This is a genomic window from Stenotrophomonas sp. OVS01A (assembly GCF_019969775.1).
GTDB lineage: Bacteria > Pseudomonadota > Gammaproteobacteria > Xanthomonadales > Xanthomonadaceae > Stenotrophomonas > Stenotrophomonas indicatrix.
Window position 1 is genome coordinate 451,226 of the sequence record NZ_JAHXYV010000002.1, and the last position, 19,298, is coordinate 470,523.

The 19,298-nt window shown below is 67.2% G+C and carries 18 protein-coding genes; 14 read left to right on the top strand and 4 right to left on the bottom strand.

All coding sequences use genetic code 11. The annotated features are described in order from the left end of the window. Window positions 1-121 precede the first annotated feature (121 nt). Window positions 122-1,483 carry a 30S ribosomal protein S12 methylthiotransferase RimO gene (gene rimO, locus LC407_RS10815; RefSeq protein ID WP_025876127.1) on the top strand — a complete coding sequence of 454 codons (1,362 nt, stop codon included), beginning with the start codon at window positions 122-124 and terminating at the stop codon, window positions 1,481-1,483. Further along, window positions 1,480-2,298 (top strand): DUF3025 domain-containing protein, encoded by an 819-nt coding sequence (locus tag LC407_RS10820; protein WP_105164436.1) that lies wholly within the window; start codon window positions 1,480-1,482, stop codon window positions 2,296-2,298. The genes rimO and LC407_RS10820 overlap by 4 nt, the downstream gene beginning before the upstream one ends. Window positions 2,299-2,341: 43 nt before the next feature. On the opposite strand, the gene greB is transcribed toward LC407_RS10820, so the two are convergent. Further along, a complete protein-coding gene (greB, locus tag LC407_RS10825) occupies window positions 2,342-2,857 on the bottom strand; it encodes a transcription elongation factor GreB (protein ID WP_025876131.1) in 516 nt (171 codons plus the stop codon). Window positions 2,858-2,935: 78 nt separating this feature from the next. After that, entirely contained in the window at window positions 2,936-4,441 is a 1,506-nt protein-coding gene (locus LC407_RS10830; RefSeq protein ID WP_025876133.1) for a helicase HerA-like domain-containing protein, read from the bottom strand. 122 nt (window positions 4,442-4,563) lie between these two features. Between LC407_RS10830 and LC407_RS10835 the strand changes: the two genes are divergently transcribed. Together LC407_RS10835 and LC407_RS10840 are read left to right on the top strand one after the other, a co-directional pair. Continuing rightward, a complete protein-coding gene (locus LC407_RS10835; protein WP_025876135.1) occupies window positions 4,564-6,174 on the top strand; it encodes a transglycosylase SLT domain-containing protein in 1,611 nt (536 codons plus the stop codon). A 23-nt stretch (window positions 6,175-6,197) separates the two neighbouring features. Continuing rightward, window positions 6,198-6,545 carry a ribonuclease E inhibitor RraB gene (locus LC407_RS10840; protein ID WP_025876137.1) on the top strand — a complete coding sequence of 116 codons (348 nt, stop codon included), beginning with the start codon at window positions 6,198-6,200 and terminating at the stop codon, window positions 6,543-6,545. A gap of 92 nt (window positions 6,546-6,637) precedes the next feature. Here LC407_RS10840 and asd read toward each other — a convergent pair whose 3' ends face one another. Beyond that, on the bottom strand, window positions 6,638-7,480 hold the full coding sequence (gene asd / locus LC407_RS10845; protein ID WP_025876139.1) for an archaetidylserine decarboxylase: 843 nt from the start codon (window positions 7,478-7,480) through the stop codon (window positions 6,638-6,640). Next, window positions 7,477-8,127, bottom strand: a complete 651-nt coding sequence (locus LC407_RS10850; RefSeq protein ID WP_099784934.1) for an SCO family protein — start codon at window positions 8,125-8,127, stop codon at window positions 7,477-7,479. The genes asd and LC407_RS10850 overlap by 4 nt, the downstream gene beginning before the upstream one ends. A 123-nt stretch (window positions 8,128-8,250) precedes the next feature. Between LC407_RS10850 and prmB the strand changes: the two genes are divergently transcribed. The 10 genes from prmB to LC407_RS10900 all read left to right on the top strand — a co-directional run bounded on the left by prmB (window position 8,251) and on the right by LC407_RS10900 (window position 19,266). Further along, complete coding sequence (gene prmB, locus LC407_RS10855) at window positions 8,251-9,180, top strand: 50S ribosomal protein L3 N(5)-glutamine methyltransferase (protein WP_025876143.1); 930 nt, start codon at window positions 8,251-8,253, stop codon at window positions 9,178-9,180. Further along, a complete protein-coding gene (gene aroC / locus LC407_RS10860; protein ID WP_080148350.1) occupies window positions 9,177-10,280 on the top strand; it encodes a chorismate synthase in 1,104 nt (367 codons plus the stop codon). Before prmB ends, aroC begins: the two co-directional genes overlap by 4 nt. Further along, window positions 10,273-11,310 (top strand): D-glycerate dehydrogenase, encoded by a 1,038-nt coding sequence (locus tag LC407_RS10865; RefSeq protein ID WP_223482818.1) that lies wholly within the window; start codon window positions 10,273-10,275, stop codon window positions 11,308-11,310. Before aroC ends, LC407_RS10865 begins: the two co-directional genes overlap by 8 nt. Before the next feature lie 90 nt (window positions 11,311-11,400). Next, entirely contained in the window at window positions 11,401-12,429 is a 1,029-nt protein-coding gene (locus LC407_RS10870; protein ID WP_223482819.1) for an aspartate-semialdehyde dehydrogenase, read from the top strand. Between the two features lie 150 nt (window positions 12,430-12,579). Next, window positions 12,580-14,568 carry a FimV/HubP family polar landmark protein gene (locus LC407_RS10875; protein ID WP_223482820.1) on the top strand — a complete coding sequence of 663 codons (1,989 nt, stop codon included), beginning with the start codon at window positions 12,580-12,582 and terminating at the stop codon, window positions 14,566-14,568. Between the two features lie 23 nt (window positions 14,569-14,591). Continuing rightward, window positions 14,592-14,951 carry a VOC family protein gene (locus LC407_RS10880; RefSeq protein ID WP_025876153.1) on the top strand — a complete coding sequence of 120 codons (360 nt, stop codon included), beginning with the start codon at window positions 14,592-14,594 and terminating at the stop codon, window positions 14,949-14,951. Between the two features lie 32 nt (window positions 14,952-14,983). Beyond that, window positions 14,984-15,754: a tRNA pseudouridine(38-40) synthase TruA gene (truA, locus tag LC407_RS10885; RefSeq protein WP_025876154.1), complete on the top strand. Its 771-nt coding sequence runs from the start codon at window positions 14,984-14,986 to the stop codon at window positions 15,752-15,754. After that, window positions 15,751-16,407 (top strand): phosphoribosylanthranilate isomerase, encoded by a 657-nt coding sequence (locus LC407_RS10890; protein WP_025876155.1) that lies wholly within the window; start codon window positions 15,751-15,753, stop codon window positions 16,405-16,407. Before truA ends, LC407_RS10890 begins: the two co-directional genes overlap by 4 nt. A gap of 169 nt (window positions 16,408-16,576) precedes the next feature. Then, window positions 16,577-17,251: a DUF1449 family protein gene (locus tag LC407_RS10895; RefSeq protein ID WP_032975011.1), complete on the top strand. Its 675-nt coding sequence runs from the start codon at window positions 16,577-16,579 to the stop codon at window positions 17,249-17,251. Then, on the top strand, window positions 17,248-19,266 hold the full coding sequence (locus LC407_RS10900) for a hypothetical protein (RefSeq protein ID WP_059064715.1): 2,019 nt from the start codon (window positions 17,248-17,250) through the stop codon (window positions 19,264-19,266). The genes LC407_RS10895 and LC407_RS10900 overlap by 4 nt, the downstream gene beginning before the upstream one ends. The last annotated feature ends 32 nt before the right edge of the window (window positions 19,267-19,298 follow it).

The window sequence follows — 19,298 nt, forward strand, 5'->3', positions numbered from 1 at the left end:
CTGTCGCGGCAGTTCAGGGACCGTGGCCCAACCCCGGTATACTGGCGCCCTTTCAGGCCCCGGCCCCCAGGTCCCCCTGCCATGCTGGCAGGGGCCCAGGCCCCCAGAGTCCCGCGATTCCATGTCCCAGCTGAACCCCAAAGTCGGCTTCGTCAGCCTTGGCTGCCCGAAGGCCCTCGTCGATTCCGAGCGCATCCTCACCCAGCTGCGGTCGGAAGGCTACGACATCGTCCCGTCCTACGATTCGGCCGACGTGGTGGTGGTCAACACCTGTGGCTTCATCGATTCGGCGGTGACCGAATCGCTGGATGCCATCGGCGAGGCGATGAACCAGAACGGCAAGGTCATCGTCACCGGCTGCCTGGGCAAGCGCCCGGAGCAGATCCGCGAGGCGTACCCGAACGTGCTGGCGGTGTCCGGGCCGCAGGATTACCAGAGCGTGATGGAAGCGGTCCATGCGGCGCTGCCGCCCAAGCACGATCCGTTCGTGGATCTGGTGCCGGACTACGGCATCAAGCTGACCCCGCGCCACTACGCATACCTGAAGATTTCCGAAGGCTGCAACCACCACTGCAGCTTCTGCATCATTCCGTCGATGCGCGGCAAGCTGGTCTCTCGTCCCGTGGACGAGGTGCTGCGCGAAGCCGAGCGCCTGGTGCGCGGCGGTGTGCGCGAACTGCTGGTGGTTTCGCAGGACACCTCTGCCTACGGCGTGGATGTGAAGTACGCCGAGAAGATGTGGCGCGACAAGGCCTACCAGACCCGCCTGAAGGCACTGTGCGAAGGCCTGTCCGAACTGGATGCGTGGGTGCGCATGCACTACGTCTATCCGTATCCGCACGTCGATGACGTGGTGCCGCTGATGGCCGAGAACCGGATCCTGCCGTACCTGGACATCCCGTTCCAGCATGCCAGCCCGCGCATCCTGCGCCTGATGAAGCGCCCCGGCGCGGTCGAGAAGACCCTGGAGCGGGTGCAGAACTGGCGCCGCATCGCGCCGGACATCACCGTGCGTTCGACCTTCATCGTCGGTTTCCCGGGCGAGACCGAGGCCGAGTTCGAAGAGCTGCTGTCCTTCCTGGACGAAGCGCAGCTGGATCGCGTCGGTGCGTTCGCCTACTCGCCGGTGGAGGGCGCTACGGCCAACAACCTGCCGGACCCGGTGCCGGAAGAAGTGAAGCAGGAACGACTGGCGCGCTTCATGGAGAAGCAGGCGCAGATTTCGGCTTCGCGTCTGGAAGCCAAGATCGGCACGGTGCAGCAATGCCTGGTCGATGCCATCGAAGGCGATATCGCGGTGGCCCGTTCCAAGGCCGATGCGCCGGAGATCGACGGCCTGGTGCATATCCAGAACGCAGACCAGGTGGCGTTGCGCGTGGGTGAGTTCGTCGACGTGGAAATCACCGAGAGCGACGAGCACGATCTCTACGGTGACGCACTGCCGCCGACCACGCGCCCGGCATTCGACCTCAAGGTGCTGTGACCGGGGCGGAGGCTGCTGATGGCGGCCCCCGCCGCTTCGTGCCGCCGCTGCGTGCGGCGGTGGACAGGGCTGCCTTCGATCATCCGCTGTTTGCCGGTATCGCCGGGTTCGGTGATCTGCTGACGGCAGCGGACTGGCCACGCGTGGTCGATCTGGACGCGCGCCTGGCGCTGCCGGGCAAGCGCTTTGTTGAACAGGATGCGGCGTTGCTGGCAGACGGCCTGCATTACGAAACGCGCATTGCCGAAGGGCGCATCGCAACCCGCGCGGGCAACTGGCACGACCTGTTCAACGCCCTGGTCTGGGCACGCTACCTGCCGATCAAGTGCGCACTCAACGCGCAGCAATGCCGGCACATCGAGGGCATGGCCGCAGGACACCGCAACCGCGCGCAGGCCGCGCTGACCCAGTTCGATGAAACCGGCGTGGTGGTGCGCGTGTGCGATCCGGCGTTGCTTGCAGCCTGGGATGCTCACCAGTGGCGCGTGCTGTTCGAGCCGATCCATTGGCAGTCAGGACGGATCGCCATCGCCGCGGTATTCGGTCATGCCTTGATGGAACAGGCGCTGCTGCCGGGCCGGCTGCTGGTCGGCAAATGCGTGGTGCTGCAGGGCGATGACGATGCGGGCTGCATCGACACGGTCGCGCGCGCCATCGAGGAGGGCAGGGTGCTGCTCGATCCCTTGGAACTGCGTCCGCTGCCATTGGCGGGTATTCCCGGCTGGCACACCGACCAGGCCCCAGCCTTTTACGCGAACGACGATTATTTCCGTCCGCTGCGCGAAGGGCGCCGCTATCCGCCGCCGCTTCTGTAGAACCGGGCCCATGCCCGGCTGAGCGCCGCTGCCCGCCACAGGCTCAGCCGTTGGCCGCGGTCTCGTACTCCACACCGATCACCGCAAAGGTGTGGTTGCCACTGGGTAGTTCCACTGAAAACTCATCATCCAGGCGCTTCTTCAACAAGGCCCGCGCCAAGGGTGAATCGATGCTGATCCAGCCCAGCCCCGCATCGGTCTCATCCGGCCCGACGATGCGGTAGCGGCTGGTCTGCCCGCTGTCCACGTTCTCCAGCTCAACCCACGCACCGAAGAACACGGCTTGCGGATCAGTCGGCGTGGTGTCGACCACGCGCAGCGATTCCAGGCGCTTGGTCAGGTAGCGCACGCGACGATCGATCTCGCCCAGCTGCTTCTTGCGGTAGGTGTATTCGGCATTCTCCGAGCGATCGCCTTCGGCCGCGGCCGCCGCCAGTGCCTTGACCACCTCGGGTCGACGCACCCGCCACAACTCATCCAGCTCGGCCTTCAAACGTGCATGGCCGGCGGCGGTGATCAGCGCGGTGCTCTTTTCTGCGGGGGGACGCCAACGCGACATGTAATGCGGCTTCTCGTGCGGAATGAAACAACTACGGCGCGCCGTCGCCGGCGCGCCGCAAAGGAACTGCCGGGGCTCTCAGCGCTTGCCGCCGAAGATGCCACCGAGGATGCCGCGCACGATCTGGTTGCCCAGCTTGGTGCCGACCGTACGCGTGGTCTGCTTGGCCATCGTCTCGATCATGCCCTGGCGGCGCTTGGTACCGAAAATGGCGTCCTTGATCGACTGCCCGAAACCGCCTTCCTGCGCCTCGTCCTGCTCACGGCTGCGCGCGGCCGGCGCATCGGTTTTCTCGACGGCCTTCTGCGCGCGCTGCGCCAGCAGTTCGGCTGCCGATTCGCGGTTGACGGCAGTGTCGTAGCGCGTGCCGACCGGGCTGCCGGCACGCACCTGCGTACGTTCGGTGTCGGTGACCGGTCCCATGCGGCAGCGGGGTGGCGCGATCATCGTCTGCTGCACCGGCATCGGCACGCCCTTGTCCTGTAGCGTGGAGACCAGCGCTTCGCCGGTACCGAGCTGGCTGAGCACCTTCACCACATCCAGCTTCGGGTTCGGCACGAAGGTCTCGGCGGCGGTCTTCACCGCCTTCTGGTCGCGCGGGGTGAATGCGCGCAGCGCGTGCTGTACCCGGTTGCCGAGCTGGCCAAGGATGTTGGCCGGCACGTCGTCCGGGAACTGCGAGCAGAAGTACACGCCCACGCCCTTGGAACGGATCAGCCGCACCACCTGTTCGATGCGCTGTACCAGAGCGGGCGGTGCATCGTCGAACAGCAGGTGCGCTTCGTCGAAAATGAAGACCAGCTTCGGCTTGTCGAGGTCGCCCACTTCGGGCAGCTGCTCGAACAGCTCCGACAACAGCCACAGCAGGAACGTGGAGTACAGCTTGGGCTTGAGCACCAGCTGGTCGGCGGCAAGAATGCCGATGACACCGCGGCCGTCATGGTTGACCCGCATGATGTCGGCCAGTTCCAGCGCCGGTTCGCCGAAGAAATGCTCGCCGCCGTCCTGCGCCAGCCGCAGCAGGGCGCGCTGGATGGCGGCCACCGACTGCGCACTGACCAGGCCGTACTCGGTGGAGATGTCCTTGCGCTCCTCTGCCACCAGGCCGAGCAGGGCGCGCAGGTCGTCCATGTCCAGCAGCAGCAGGCCGCGGTCGTCGGCCAGCTTGAACACGATGTCGAGCACGCCGGCCTGGGTGTCGTTCAATTCCAGGATGCGGGCCAGCAGGGTCGGGCCCATCTCGCTCACGGTGGTGCGAACCGGGTGGCCAAGCTTGCCGTACAGGTCCCAGAACACGGTGGGGCTGGCGGCCGGGGCATAGTCGCTCACGCCGATCTCGGCCGCGCGCTTGAGCAGGTTCTCGGCGCCGGTGCCCGGCACGGCCAGGCCGGAGACATCGCCCTTCACATCGGCCAGGAACACCGGTACCCCGATCCGCGAGAAGCCCTCGGCCAGGGTCATCAGGGTCACGGTCTTGCCGGTGCCGGTGGCGCCGGCGACCAGCCCATGGCGGTTGCCGAGTTTCGGCAGCAGGGTGACAGCCACATCGTCGGTGATGCCTTTGCCGAGCAGAATCGGATCCATGGTCCAGCCCTTGTGATGAATGTGCCAATGTTAACCGCCGACAGTGACGGGCCGAAGGTCGGCTTGCCCCGACCTTGGCAGCGCCGCTACTCTGCCTGCCTGTTTCATACACAGTGCCACCAATGCCCGTTCCTGTCCTGATTTCCCGCACCTGGCCGCTGCTGGCCCTGGCTGGCCTGGTTTCCCTGGCACCGGAGGCCCACGCACAGCGGGTTTCGGCCCGGGACAAGGTGAAGGTGGATGCCCTGCAGCAGCGCATGACTGCAGCCGAGAAGCGCTACAGCGATGCCGTTCTGCTGGTGGCCAACGCCGATCCGAAGGGGCGCAACGAGGCCGATGCCGCGCTGGAGGACATGGAAGATGTCATCAGCGAATGCGTGAAGCAGAAGGGCTGCCAGATGAGCAACATGCTGGCGACCTACAAGCGCCTGCTCAAGCACGATGCCGATGCCGCCGCCGATGATGACGTGGCCGATGAAGCCGGCGACCGCCTGGAAGCCGACCCGGACCATGTCGGCCCGCTGGCTGCCGACGTGCCCGAGGCGGCCCGCGCAGCGGCGCTGCTGAACGACAAGCGCCATGCCTTCGACAACATGGTCGAGTACAACCCCGCCGTGCAGGCCGGCATCCGCCGCTGGCTGACCGACATGCGCCCGGCGCTGATGACCACCTACGAGAACTACCAGAACCTGCGTGCGGTGATGTGGCCGGAATGGGAGAAGCGCGGCCTGCCCGAGGCGCTGCTGTTCGGCATCATGGCCAAGGAATCCAACGGCCGTGTACATGCGTCCTCGCGTGCGGGCGCCGCGGGCCTGATGCAGTTCATGCCGGCCACCGGCCGCCGCTTCGGCCTCGGCCCGGACGGTACCGGTTTCGATACCCGCTTCGATGCGCGCAGCGCCGCTGAAGCCAGCGCGACGTACCTCAACGAGCGGATGCGTGAGCTCAACAACAACGTCGAACTGTCGCTGGCCGGCTACAACGGCGGTGAGGGCCGCGCAGCGCGCGTCTACAAGCAGTACCCGGGCCAGAGCTTCTGGGTGGACAGCGTCTACAACCAGTTCCCGGGCGAAACCAAGGACTACGTGCCGATGGTGATCGCCGCGTCCTGGATCTTCCTGCACCCCCAGCAGTACGGCGTGGAGTTCCCGAAGATCAACGCGCAGCCGGCCACCATCCGCCTGGCCCGCTCGACCACGATCTACGAACTGACCATCTGCCTGGGCAGCCATGGCACCCGCGATGGCTACATGCGCGCATTGCGCAACCTCAACCCGCGCTATGAGGCCGATGGCTGGATTCCGGCAGGAACCCTCATCAACGCCACCAACCGCATTGCTGGCCTGTACGCGCGCAACTGCGTCAGCGGCCCGCGTGCCGATCTGGCCCGCACCCTGATCACCGCCGACCTCAATGCCGCGATCGTGCGCCCGAGTGCTGCCAGCTACACCGGCAGCGTGGCCGTGGGCGGGGTGGTGCCGGTGGTCGATCCCAATGCCGCCAGCAGCGTGCCGACCACGCCCGCCGCGCCGGTGGCTGCGCCGCGCCCGGCGCCGGCCCCGCGCGCCAAACCGGCCCGCAGCTACAAGGTCGGCAAGGGCGAGACCCTGGGCCGGATCGCCGCGAAGTTCCAGTGCGATGTGCCGGTGCTGGCCCGCGCCAATGGCCTCAAGGCCCCCGGCTACAGCCTGCGCCACGGCCAGGTGCTGAAGCTGCAGGGCTGCGACAAATAATCTCTCCGCACTCTGGATATCGCATGGACCTCGAAGACACCCGCAACCTGTTCACCAACCTCCGTGAGAACACCGATTGGGACCTGGATGCTCCGCTGCTGTGGGGGTACTTCTTCGTGCACTCCACCGCCGAGCCGCTGCACGCACTGGCCACCCACCTGCAGGCACAGGGTTATGTGCTGGTGGAAGTGTTCGAGCAGGAGCCGGAAGACGGTGAGGCTGCATTCCACGTGCTGCATGTGGAGCGCGTGGAAGTGCACGACGAAACCTCGCTGGACAAGCGCAACCAGGAACTGAGCGCGCTGGCCACGCAGATGGGCGTGGAAGACTACGACGGCATGGACGTCGGCCCGGCGCCGACCCTGCAGTAACGCCCGCATCCGGTAGTGCCGGCCGCTGGCCGGCAACGCTCGATGCGTTGGATCAATGGATATGCCGGCCAGCGGCCGGCACTACCGCAGGATCAGCGCAGCTTGGCCAGTGCCTGGCCCAGCTGTACCGGATGCTCGGCATCCAGATGCGGGGCGAATTCGGCCACACCCGGCGGCAGCAGCACGATCACGGTCGAGCCGTAATTGAAGCGCGCCATCTCTTCAAAGCGCTGCAGCGTGATGCCGCGGCCCCGGTAATCCTTGCGGGTGATGCGGTCGCCGTAGTGCGGAATCTCTTCGCCGCTCCACACCGTTTCCACGCCCGACACCAGCAGCGCACCGACCATCACGCTGACCATCGGGCCGAAGCTGGTATCGAAATGGCAGACCAGGCGTTCGTTGCGTGCGAACAGGCCAGGCACGTTGTTCACCGCGGCCGGGCCGACGCTGAACAGGCGACCGGGCACGTGCACGGTTTCGCGCAGGGTGCCGGTCCACGGCATGTGCACACGGTGGTAGTCGCGCGGCGACAGGTACACCGTGGCATACAGGCCCTCGTTGAACGGCTTGGCGTCCTCGGCGCTGCCCAACAGCTCGGCGGCGGTGAACGACTGCCCCTTGGCCTGGAAGATGCGCCCGGCGTCGATCTTTCCGAGCTGGCTGATGCGGCCGTCCGCCGGCATCACCAGGCTGCGCGGATCGGCATCGGCCACGCGCGCGCCGGGTTTCAGCGCGCGGGTGAAGAACTGGTTGAAGGTCGGGTAGCTGCGCGGGTCCGGATTGGCCGCTTCATCCAGGTTGACGTTGAACTTGCGGGTGACCGTGTCGATCAGCCAGCGCGATACGCGCGGGTTGTCCGAGTACGCCAGCGAACGCGCCATCGAGGACAGCAGGCGGTGGGGCAGGACGTACGTCAGGGCGGTGGTCAGACTCATGGGGCGGATTTCTCGGTCAGCTTCTGCAGGTCGCGGGCGATCGCCGGCGCATTGAACGGGGGCCGCACCAGGCCGGCAAGCCGGCCCTGCGGATCGAGCACGGCCAGGCTGGCGGAGTGCTCGAGGGTGTAATCCTCGGGATTCTCGTCGAAGTGCTTGCCCGGCACCTTCTGGAACACGAAGCCCAGCGAGGTGGCAAAGCGCTCCAGCGAGGGAATGTCGGCGGTCGCCGCCAGGGTGTCCTTGTGGAAGCCATGGGCGTACTCGCCCAGGCGCGTGGCGGTGTCGCGCTCCGGGTCGACCGAGACGAACAGCACGCGCGGGCGCAGGCCGTCGGGCAGGGCTTCCCACTGGTTCTGCGCCCCGGCCAGCTCGGCCAGGGTGGTCGGGCAGACGTCGGGACAGAACGTGAAGCCGAGGAACACCAGGGTCCAGTGGCCCTTCAATTCGCCGGGAATCAGGCGCGTGCCGTCGGACTGGGCCAGGTTGTAGTCGGGCAGGACGCGCGGCTGCGGGTACAGGGTGATCGCTTCGGTGGCCGGCTGCCCGGCCGGCGGCTTCGGCGCGAACACCTGCTGGGCGGCGAGCAGGCCAAGGCCCGCCGCCAGGGCGATCAGCAGGATGATGCCGACGTTGCGATTGAACATGGGATTCCGCCGCAGGAAGTGGCCACCATCATACCGGCTGCGGCTGGATCGTTTCTGCCGCAACGGATGCCGGCGCAGGCGGCAACCCCTATAATCGGGGGCCACTTTGCCCGCAGTACCGCCATGACCGCTGAAACGGCCGCCGAACTCCATACGATCATCGATCTGATCCGCTACGGCACCAGCCGTTTCAATGCTGCGGGCCTGACCTTCGGGCACAGCTACGACAATGCCCTGGACGAGGCCACCCAGCTGGTGCTGCACGGCCTGCACCTGCCGCACGACCTCGGCCCGGCCTATGGCCAGGCGCGCCTGCTGCGCGAAGAGAAGCTGGCGGTGCTGGAGCTGTTCCAGCGCCGCATCGACGAGCGCATCCCGGCCGCCTACCTGACCGGTGAAGCCTGGTTCGCCGGCCTCAGCTTCAAGAGCGACACGCGCGCCCTGGTGCCGCGTTCGCCGATCGCCGAGCTGATCGAGTGCGGCTTCGAGCCGTGGCTGGCCGGCCGCGATGTCAACCGCGCGCTGGACCTGTGCACCGGTTCGGGCTGCATCGCCATCGCCATGGGCCACTACTACCCGAACTGGGAAGTGGACGGCGTGGACCTCAGCGATGAGGCGCTGTCACTGGCCGAAGAGAACAAGGAACGCCTGCAGGCGCACAACGTGACCCTGCTGAAGTCGGACCTGTTCAACGGCCTGACCGGTCGCCACTACGACCTGATCGTCACCAACCCGCCGTACGTCACCAACGACGAGACCGACGCCCTGCCGCAGGAATACTCCTACGAGCCGGAGATGGGCCTGCGTGCCGGCGACGACGGCCTGGACCTGGTGCTGAAGATCCTGCGCGACGCGCCGCTGCACCTGAGCGAGGACGGCCTGCTGATCTGTGAAGTGGGCGAATCCGAACAGCACCTGATCAAGCTGCTGCCGGAAGTGGATTTCGCCTGGGTCGAGTTCAAGGTCGGCCAGATGGGCATCTTCGCGGTCGAGTGCCGCGAGCTGATCGCCCACAGCGCGCGCATCACCGAACTGGCGGCGCAGCGCCCGTGAGCTCCAATTCGTTCGGCAAGCTGTTCACCGTCACCACGTTCGGCGAATCGCACGGGCCGGCCATCGGCTGCGTGATCGATGGCTGCCCGCCGGGGCTGGCGCTGGACGCGGCCGAATTCAACCATGACCTGCAGCGTCGCGCCACCGGCAAGAGCCGGCATACGTCGGCGCGGCGCGAGGCCGACGAGGTCGAGATCCTGTCCGGGGTGTACGAGGGCCTGACCACCGGCACTCCGATCGCGCTGCTGATCCGCAACACCGACCAGCGCAGCAAGGACTACAGCAACATCGGCCAGCAGTTCCGTCCGGGGCATGCCGACTACAGCTACTGGCACAAGTACGGTATCCGCGACCCGCGCGGCGGTGGCCGCTCCTCGGCGCGCGAGACCACCATGCGCGTGGCTGCTGGCGTGGTCGCCAAGAAATGGCTGGCCGAGCGTTTCGGCATCACCGTGCGCGGCTACCTGTCGCAGCTGGGCGGGATCACTCCGGCCGGTTTCGACTGGTCGGTAGTCGAGGAGAATCCGTTCTTCTGGCCGCACGCCGCACAGGTGCCCGAGCTGGAGGCGTACATGGATGCGCTGCGCAAGTCCGGCGATTCGGTCGGTGCCTGCGTGGACGTGGTCGCCGACAATGTACCGCCGGGCTGGGGCGAGCCGATCTACGGCAAGCTTGATGGCGAGCTCGCGGCCGCACTGATGAGCATCAACGCGGTGAAGGGCGTGGAGATCGGCGACGGTTTCGCCAGTGCCATGCAGAAGGGCACCGAACACCGTGACCTGCTGACCCCGCAGGGTTTTGCCAGCAACCACGCCGGCGGCATTCTCGGTGGTATCTCCACCGGCCAGCCAGTGGTCGCTTCGATGGTACTCAAGCCGACCTCCAGCCTGCGCCTGCCCGGTGAATCGCTGGATACGGCCGGCAATGTGGTGGAGGTGGTCACCACCGGCCGCCATGATCCCTGCGTCGGCATCCGCGCCACGCCCATCGCCGAGGCGATGATGGCCCTGGTGCTGATGGACCAGGCGCTGCGTCACCGCGCGCAGTGCGGCGATGTCGGCACCATCACCCCGCGCATTCCCGGCCAGCTTGATGGCTGATACGCGGCCGACGGTATGGGTGAGCCAGCCGCTGATCGACGCGGCCATCGCGCCGCTGCGCGATCGCGTGCAGCTGCGCACCACCGATACCGTCACCGCCTGGTCGCCACAGCAGATCGCCGCGCAGCTGGCCGACGTTGACGGGGCGATCATCACCCTCAACGAGCGCATCGGTGCGACCCAGGTCGCCGATGCCGCGCAGTTGAAGGTGATCGCCAATGTCGGCGTCGGCTACAACAATCTGGATGTCGACGCGCTCAGTGCCGCCGGCATTCTCGCCAGCAACACCCCGGACGTTCTCACCGAGACCACCGCCGATCTCGGCTTTGCGCTGTTGATGGCCACCGCGCGCCGGATCACCGAATCCGAGCGCTGGCTGCGCGAGGGCCAGTGGGGGCAGTGGTCGTTCCAGACCATGCTGGGGGCCGACATCCATGGCAGCACGCTGGGCATCCTCGGCATGGGCCGCATCGGCCAGGGCATCGCCCGTCGCGGCGCGCACGGCTTCGGCATGAAGGTGCTCTACCACAACCGTTCGCGGCTGCCGACCGATACCGAAGCCGCGCTCGGCGCGACCTACGTGGATCTGGACACGCTGCTGGCGCAGTCCGACCATCTGTTGACCGTGTTGCCATACACCGCCGCCTCGCACCACATCATCGACGCTGCCGCGCTGGCCAAGATGAAGCCGTCTGCCACCCTGGTGAACATCGCCCGCGGCGGCATCGTCGACGAACTGGCGCTGGCCGATGCACTGGCCAACGGTCGCCTGGCGGCGGCCGGCCTGGATGTCTACGAAGGCGAACCGAACGTGCGGCCGGAACTGCTGGCCCTGCGCAACATCGTGCTGACCCCGCATATCGGCAGCGCATCGCTGGCCACGCGTACGGCCATGGTGCAGCTGGCCGTGGACAATCTGCTGGCCGGGCTTGGCCTGGATGGCAGCCCGTCGCGCATGCCGAGCGCGATCAACGCCGACGCGGCCCTTGCCGCGCGCGCGACCTCGGACAAAAAAAGCGGGAAACGATAGGGAACCTCCGCGCATCCATCCGAGGAGGCTCCCCGAACCCAGCTGTCGTGCGTGAGTTTTCCCCCTTCCCGTTTTCGTGAGAGTTCCCCCATGAGCAATGCACAACGCAGCTTCCACGTCGCCATCGTCGGTGCCACCGGCGCGGTCGGCGAGACCATGCTGGCCATCCTGGCCGAGCGCGATTTCCCGGTCGGCACCCTGAGCCTGCTCGCTTCCGAGCGCTCGGCCGGCGGCGAAGTCGAATACAACGGCAACAAGGTCAGGATCCAGGACCTGGCCACTTTCGACCCGAGTGGCGTGGACATCGCCCTGTTCTCGGCCGGTGGCAGCGTGTCCAAGGAATACGCCCCGAAGTTCGCTGCCGCTGGTGCGGTGGTGATCGACAACTCCTCGGCCTTCCGTTACGACGATGACGTGCCGCTGGTGGTGTCGGAGGTCAATCCGGACCAGATCGCCAACCGTCCGCGCGGCATCATCGCCAACCCGAACTGCTCGACCATGCAGATGCTGGTCGCGCTGGCACCGCTGCACCGCAAGTACGGCATCGAGCGCATCAACGTGTCCACCTACCAGTCGGTATCCGGTGGTGGCCGTTCGGCACTGGAAGAACTGGGCAAGCAGACCGGCCAGCTGCTGAGCTTCCAGGAAATCGATCCGCAGCGTTTCCCGGTGCAGATCGCCTTCAACCTGATCCCGCACATCGACGACTTCCTGGACAACGGCTTCACCAAGGAAGAGATGAAGCTGGTCTGGGAGACCCGCAAGATCCTGGGCGACGACAGCATCCTCGTGAACCCGACCGCGGTGCGCGTGCCGGTGTTCTATGGCCATTCCGAATCGGTGGCGATCGAAACCCGTGACAAGGTGACCGTGGCCGAAGCGCGCGCGTTGCTGGAACAGTCGCCGGGCATCGAGGTGGTGGATCGTCACGAGGCCGGTGGCTACCCGACGCCGGTCACCCATGCCTCGGGCACCGACGCGGTGTACGTCGGCCGCATCCGCGAGGACCTGTCGCATCCGCGCGGCCTGAACCTGTGGATCGTGTCGGACAACGTGCGCAAGGGCGCAGCCCTCAACGCGGTGCAGCTGGCCGAGCTGGTCGCCGCCGAGCAGCGCTGATCCCCGCTGTTGCCTGACCGGTAGTGCCGGCCGCTGGCCGGCACTGCCTTATCGGTGCATGCCCGTGCCTGCCGGCCGCTGGCCGGCACTAGCGCAGTCCGCCTCCCCGGTGGGTGCGGACCGTGGTCCGCACGCTTTATAGTGTCGCCCATGAATAAACGAGCCAAGGGCGCACGGCGTCCGCTCACCTGTCTTTCCGCCGCGCTGCTGGCCCTGGTCAGCAGTTCGGCCATGGCCCTGGGCCTGGGCGACATCCGGGTCCTGTCCAAGCCGGGACAGCCGTTGCTGGCCGAGATCCCGGTGATCTCGGCCGATCCGTCCGAACTTGAGAACCTGCGCGTCGCGCTCGCTTCGCCGGTCACCTTCGAGCGCGTTGGCCTGCAGCGCCCGGCGGGTCTGGTCAGCGAACTGCAGTTCGAGCTGACCCGCAATGCGCAGGGCAGGGCGGTGGTGCGGGTGACCTCGCAGACGCCAGTGGAAACACCCTCGTTGAGCTTCCTGGTCGAGGCCGACTGGGGCCAGGGCCGGCTGGTGCGTGAGTACTCGGCGCTGGTCGATGCACCGGCCAGTGCACTGGCCGTGGCCGAACCGGAGATCGTCGCGCCGGCCGGCGTGCTGTCGGACACCATCGTCCGTGATGCGCCTGCCGCCGCTGCAACCGCACCCGAGCCGGCACCGGTCACGGCGGCCGCCGCACCTGCTGCACCGCGTCCACGGGCTGCGTCACCGGCGCCAGCACCTGCACCTGCACCTGCACCAGCGCTCGCTGCAGACGGCAGTGTGACCGTGCAGCGCGGACAGACGCTTTCGCAGATCGCCGGCTCGCTGGCCCGTGGCAATCAGATCAGTCGCGACCGGGCGATGATCGCGCTGTTGCGTGCCAACCCCGAAGCCTTCATCCGTGGCAACGTCAACCTGCTCAAGCAGGGCGCGGTACTGCGCATGCCGGGCGATACCGCACTGGCCGCGGTGGATGCGGCCGAGGCGGCCGCGCTGGTCCGCGAGCATGCCGCACAGTGGCGGCAGGCACGCACCGTGCCACAGCCGGCTGGCGCCGCGATGCCGGTGGCCAAGGCCGATGGCGCTGCTTCTTCCCCGGCTGCGGCCACCGGGGCACGACTTGAAATCGCTCCGGCGCTGGCATCCGACGCCGCGCACGCGGGCACAACCACCGGCACCAGTGCCGGCAGCGAGGGTGACATGCTGGGCAACGAACAACTGCGCCAGGCCAAGGAGGACATCGCCACCCGCGATGCCGAAATCGGCGATCTGAAGCAGCGCGTGGCGGAGCTGGAGAAGCTCAAGGAGCAGCAGCAGTCACTGATCGCGATGAAGGACAACGACCTGGCCGCCGCGCAGCAGCGTTTGGCCCAGGCGCCCGGTGCGCCCGGCGCTGGCACGCCGTGGTACTGGCTGGGCCTGCCGCTGCTCGTGCTGGTTGCCCTGGGCGCCTGGCTGCTGCGTCGTCGCAAGCCCTCGCCGCTGCCGCCGCTGCGCGAGGAACACGATGCCGCCGGCCTGGCAGCAGCGCTGCCGGCAGGTGCCGCGCTGGATACCCTGACCGAACAGGACGCCGGGGTGAACTTCGCCGCCGATGGCGGACGCCAGGAACCGGCGATGCCGGCCTGGGCTGCCACCGACCATGACGTGCCGGCTGCGGACATCCATGAGGATGCCTCGCCGGCCGAGTGGCGGGCGGGTGAGCTTGATGAAGACGAACGGGTTGAACTGCCTGCTGCGGTGAACGATCTGCCGCGTTGGGACGATCCTGCCGGCGCTGCTGCGGTGGCGCCCATCGAGCCAGCCGAGGTGGCCGTGCCCGAATACGCGCTGCAGGCCGAACAGGAGCCGCAGTTCCGCGGTGTGTTCGATCTGCCGGCCGAACCGCATGAGCATGAGACGGCTGCACCGGTCGACCTGCACGACGACCGTGCTGCCGCCGAGGACGCCGTCGGGTCTGCTGCAGACAATAGCCATGACTGGGCACCGCGTATTGGCCAGGAGCGGCTGGAACTGGCCATCGCCTATCTGGACCTGGGCGACGCGCAGACCGCGCGCACCCTGCTGCAGGAGGTTGCCGAAGGGGGTGACCTGCATTGCCAGGCGCAGGCCCGCGAACTGCTGGCCCGTCTGCCCTGACACCCTTTCGACAAGGACCTGCGATGACCCGCGAACGCCGTCTCGACTACGTTGAATTCGCCTCGAGCGACCCGGCTGCGAGCCGCGCGTTCTTCGAGGTCGTGTTCGGCTGGTCGTTTGTCGATTACGGCAGCGACTACACCGCTTTCGATGATGGCCGCCTGCAGGGAGGCTTCTTCCGTGGCCAACCGCAACGTGCCAGCGAAGGCGCGCCACTGCTGGTGCTGTATGCCGACCAGCTGGCGCCGATGGAAGCGGCGGTGCGTGCGGCCGGTGGTCAGATCGTGCGGACCGTGTTCTCTTTCCCTGGCGGCAGCCGTTTCCAGTTCGTCGAGCCCGGTGGCAACGAACTGGCGGTCTGGTCCGAGCGCGACCCGGCCTGAGCGCCGCCCCACCCGCAATATCGAGGTAGCACATGCGTTACGCGCTCGGCGTCGAGTACGACGGCAGCGATTTCAGGGGATGGCAGAACCTGGGCGAGGGCGGACCCAGCGTCCAGGCCAGCCTGGAACAGGCCCTGTCATCGGTGGCCGATACCCCGCTGCAGGTGGTCTGCGCCGGCCGCACCGATGCCGGCGTGCACGGCCAGTGCCAGGTCGTGCACTTCGACACCGACGTGGTGCGTGATCCGCGCGCGTGGATGCTCGGCACCACTACCCGCCTGCCGCGTTCGATCGCCGTGCGCTGGTGCGTGCCGGTGGCCGACGATTTCCATGCCCGTTTCTCCGCCCGCGCACGACGTTATCGCTACCGCCTGCTCAATCGCGAAGTGCGCCCGGCGCTGGGCCGGCAGACCCTGAGCTGGGAGCGGCGCCCGCTCGATGCCGAGCGCATGCACCTGGCCGGGCAGGCCCTGCTGGGCGAGAACGATTTCAGCGCCTTCCGCTCGGTCCAGTGCCAGGCCCTGCATGCCCGGCGAGAGCTGCAGTCGCTGCAGGTCAGCCGCCACGACGACGTCATCGAGGTGGCGGTGCGCGGCAATGCATTCCTTCATCACATGGTCCGCAATATCGTCGGTTCGTTGATACTGGTCGGCAGTGGCGAGCAGCCGGTGGAGTGGATCGCCGAACTGCTGGCCGGGCGCGACCGCACCGTGGCCGGTCCCACCGCTCCTCCGCAGGGACTGGTGTTCCTGGGGCCGCTGTACCCCGACAACTGGCATCTGCCCGCCGAGGTAACGCTATGAGCCGCTCCTACTACCGTACCCGCATCAAGTTCTGTGGCATGACCCGTGCCGGCGACGTGCGCCTGGCCGGCGAGCTGGGCGTGGATGCGGTGGGCTTCATCTTCGCCCGCGAGAGCAGCCGCCGGGTCGCGCCGGCCGAAGCGCGCGCGATGCGCCAGGCGATCGCACCGATGGTCGACGTGGTGGCGCTGTTCCGCAACAACAGCAGGGAAGAAGTGCGCGAGGTGCTGCGTACCGTGCGGCCGACCCTGCTGCAGTTCCATGGCGAGGAAGACGAGAGCTTCTGCCGCAGCTTCAACATGCCTTACCTGAAGGCGATCGCCATGGGCGGGCGCGAGGAGATCAATGCGCGCACCCTGCAGCTGCGCTACCCCAGCGCCGCCGGCTTCCTGTTCGACAGCCATGCGCCGGGCGGCGGCGGCGGTACCGGCGTGGCCTTCGACTGGTCGCGTATCCCCACCGGCCTGCACCGGCCGTTCCTGTTGGCCGGAGGCCTGACGCCGGAGAACGTGCATGACGCCGTGCTGGCGACCCTGCCGTGGGGCGTGGATGTCTCCAGTGGCATCGAACTGGAGCCGGGCATCAAGGACGGCTACAAGATGCGCACGTTCGTGGAAGAAGTCCGGCGCTCCGATTGCGCCGTGCTGGATTGAGACACGGTCACTTCCGAGGTGTCCGGTCTTCACATTTGAGCCTGCACACCCTCTTCACATAGGATGATCCCCAAGCGTGCTGGCCATGAGGGCCGGCACGAGGATCGACGGAGCCGCTGGTGGCGTGCTCCGAACGGGCGCCTGGCGCCCCCGCCCAGGAAGGCAAGCGATGCAGGAATTCCTAACCGTCGTACTCGGTTATCCGACCCTCCCGTACAGCGTAGCGCTGGCGGTGGCGGTTCTGTATTGGGGGATTGCCGCCTTTGGCCTGGTCGATGACGGTTTCGGCGAGGCCGGTGCCGATGGCGCCCTTGAAGGCGATGCCCATCTCAGTGGCCTGTCAGCGCTGCTGGCGCGCTGGGGCCTGGGCGGCGTGCCGCTCATGGTGGTGGTGACGCTGCTGAGCCTGTTCGCCTGGACCCTCACCTACTTCATCCATCTGTACCTGCTGCTGCCGTTGCCCGACCTGCTGCGCTGGTCATTGGGCACCGTCGTGGCGGTGCTCGCACCCCTGCCGGCGGTGCCGGTCACCGCGCTGCTGCTGCGTCCCATCCGCCGCTTCCTGCTGCGCCTGCGCCCGGTGCCGCAGGCCTCGCTGCTGGGCCGGGTCGGCGTGGTCGCTTCGCCGAAGGTCGACGCACGCAGTGGCCATGCCACCGTCGATGACGGCGGTGCCGGCCTGGTCCTGCAGATCCGCAGCGACATCGAACTGCAGCGCGGCGAGCGCATCGTGCTGGTCGAGCACGTGGCTGCACAACACCATTACCGGGTGGTCCGCGCCGACGCGGTCGCCCTCGACTTCCAGGACAACCTGCTTCCGGGCAACAAGGAGAAACATCAATGACGTTGGCATCCGCACTACCTTTCCTGGCCATCGTGGGCACCATCGTGGCCATCCTGCTCGGCGTGGCGGGCCTGTTCAAGGCGTTCTACCGCAAGGTCGACCAGGGCGTGGCCCTGATCGTCAACGACATGAGTTCCACCCCGAAAGTGCATTTCACCGGTGCGCTGATCATTCCCGTGCTGTACCGCGCCGAGCTGATGCGGATCAGCCTGATCACCCTGCAGATCGACCGCCGCGGCAAGGAAGGCCTGATCTGCCGCGACAACATGCGCGCCGACATCGCCGTGGCGTTCTACCTGCGCGTCAACGAGACCCAGGCCGACGTACTGCGCGTGGCCAAGGCGATCGGCGCCGACCGCGCGTCGGACAAGCATGCCGTCGATGAGCTGTTCAACGCCAAGTTCTCCGAAGCACTGAAGACGGTCGGCAAGAAGTTCGATTTCACCGAGCTGTTCGAGAAGCGCCAGGAATTCCGCGACGAGATCATCGCGGTGATCGGCAACGACCTCAATGGGTATGTGCTGGAAGACGTGGCCATCGACTACCTGGAGCAGACCCCGAAGTCGCTGCTGGACCAGTTCAACATCCTCGACGCGCAGGGCATCCGCAAGATCACCGAGCTGACCGCTGCGCAGAACGTGGTGACCAACGAGCTGGAGCAGAACGAGAAGCTGGCCATCACCAAGAAGAACGTCGAAGCCCGCGAAGCGTTGCTGGCCCTTGAACGGCAGCAGGCCGAAGCCGAGGCACGGCAGAAGCGCGAGATCGAGACCATCCGTGCGCGCGAGGAAGCCGAGACCGCCAAGGTGCAGGAAGAGCAGCGCCAGCTGTCCGAGAACGCCCGCATCGAAGCGCAGCAGGTGATCGACATCCGCGAGCAGAACCGCATGCGCGAAGTTGAAGTGGCCGAGCAGAACCGCCAGCGCGCCGTGGCCATCGAAGCCGAGCGCGTCGAGCGCGCACGCCAGCTGGAGCAGGTCACCACCGACCGCGAAGTGCAGCTGCAGGGCGTGGAGCGCGACAAGGTGGTCGAGCAGGGCAAGATGGACGTGGCCAACATCACCCGCGAACGCATCTCCATCGACAAGACCGTGGCGCAGGAAGAAGAGCGCATCAAGGAGGTGCGCGAAGTCTCCGAGGCCGACCGCCAGAAGCAGGTGTTGATCCTGGAAGCCGAGGCGAAGGCGCAGGAATCGCTGGTGCGCGAAGTGAAGGAAGCCCAGGCCCGCGAGACCGCCTCCAAGCATCGCGCGGTGGAACTGACCACGCTGGCGCAGGCCGAGCACGAAGCCGCCGGCAAGCAGGCCGAGGCCAAGCGCCTGCTGGCCGACGCCTTCCGCGCCGAGCAGGCCGCACCCGGCCTGGCCGAAGCGCAGGTACGCGAAGCGTCGGCGCTGGCCATCGAAAAGGTCGGCATCGCCGAGGCGCGCGTGATCGAAGCCAAGGCCGAAGCGAACCTGAAGCAGGGCAGCAACGAGGCGCGCGTGCTGGCCGAGACGCTGCAGGCACAGGCACAGGGCGAGGAGAAGATGGGCCTGGCCCGCGCCACCGCCACCGAATCGCTGGGCAACGCCGAAGCCGGCGTGGTGCAGAAGAAGCTGTTGGCCGAGGCCGAGGGCCTGGTCCGCAAGTTCGAGGCCATCGCCTCGCTGAGCGACCAGGCGCGCGGCCATGAAGAATTCCGCATGATGCTGGACAACAGCCTGAAGCAGGCGCTGGCCTCGATCGAAGCCGGCAAGGAAGTCTCGCGCGAGAACGCCGGCGTCATCGCCAGCGCGCTGCGCAACGCCGACATCGACCTGGTTGGCGGCGACGGCGGCATGTTCGAGAACCTGATCAAGGCGGTTTCGCTGGGCAAGTCGATCGAAGGCTTCGCCGGCAAGAGTCCGATCGTGCAGGACCTGATGCAGCGCTACCTGGGCGTCAACGTGGCCGACAATGCACCGCGGCAGATCGCCGAGGACGCAGAGACCGTGCCCGTCGCGGCGACCGTTGTGGTCGACAGCGCGCGCTGATCCACCCGGCGATGGCCATCGCCATCGCCCAC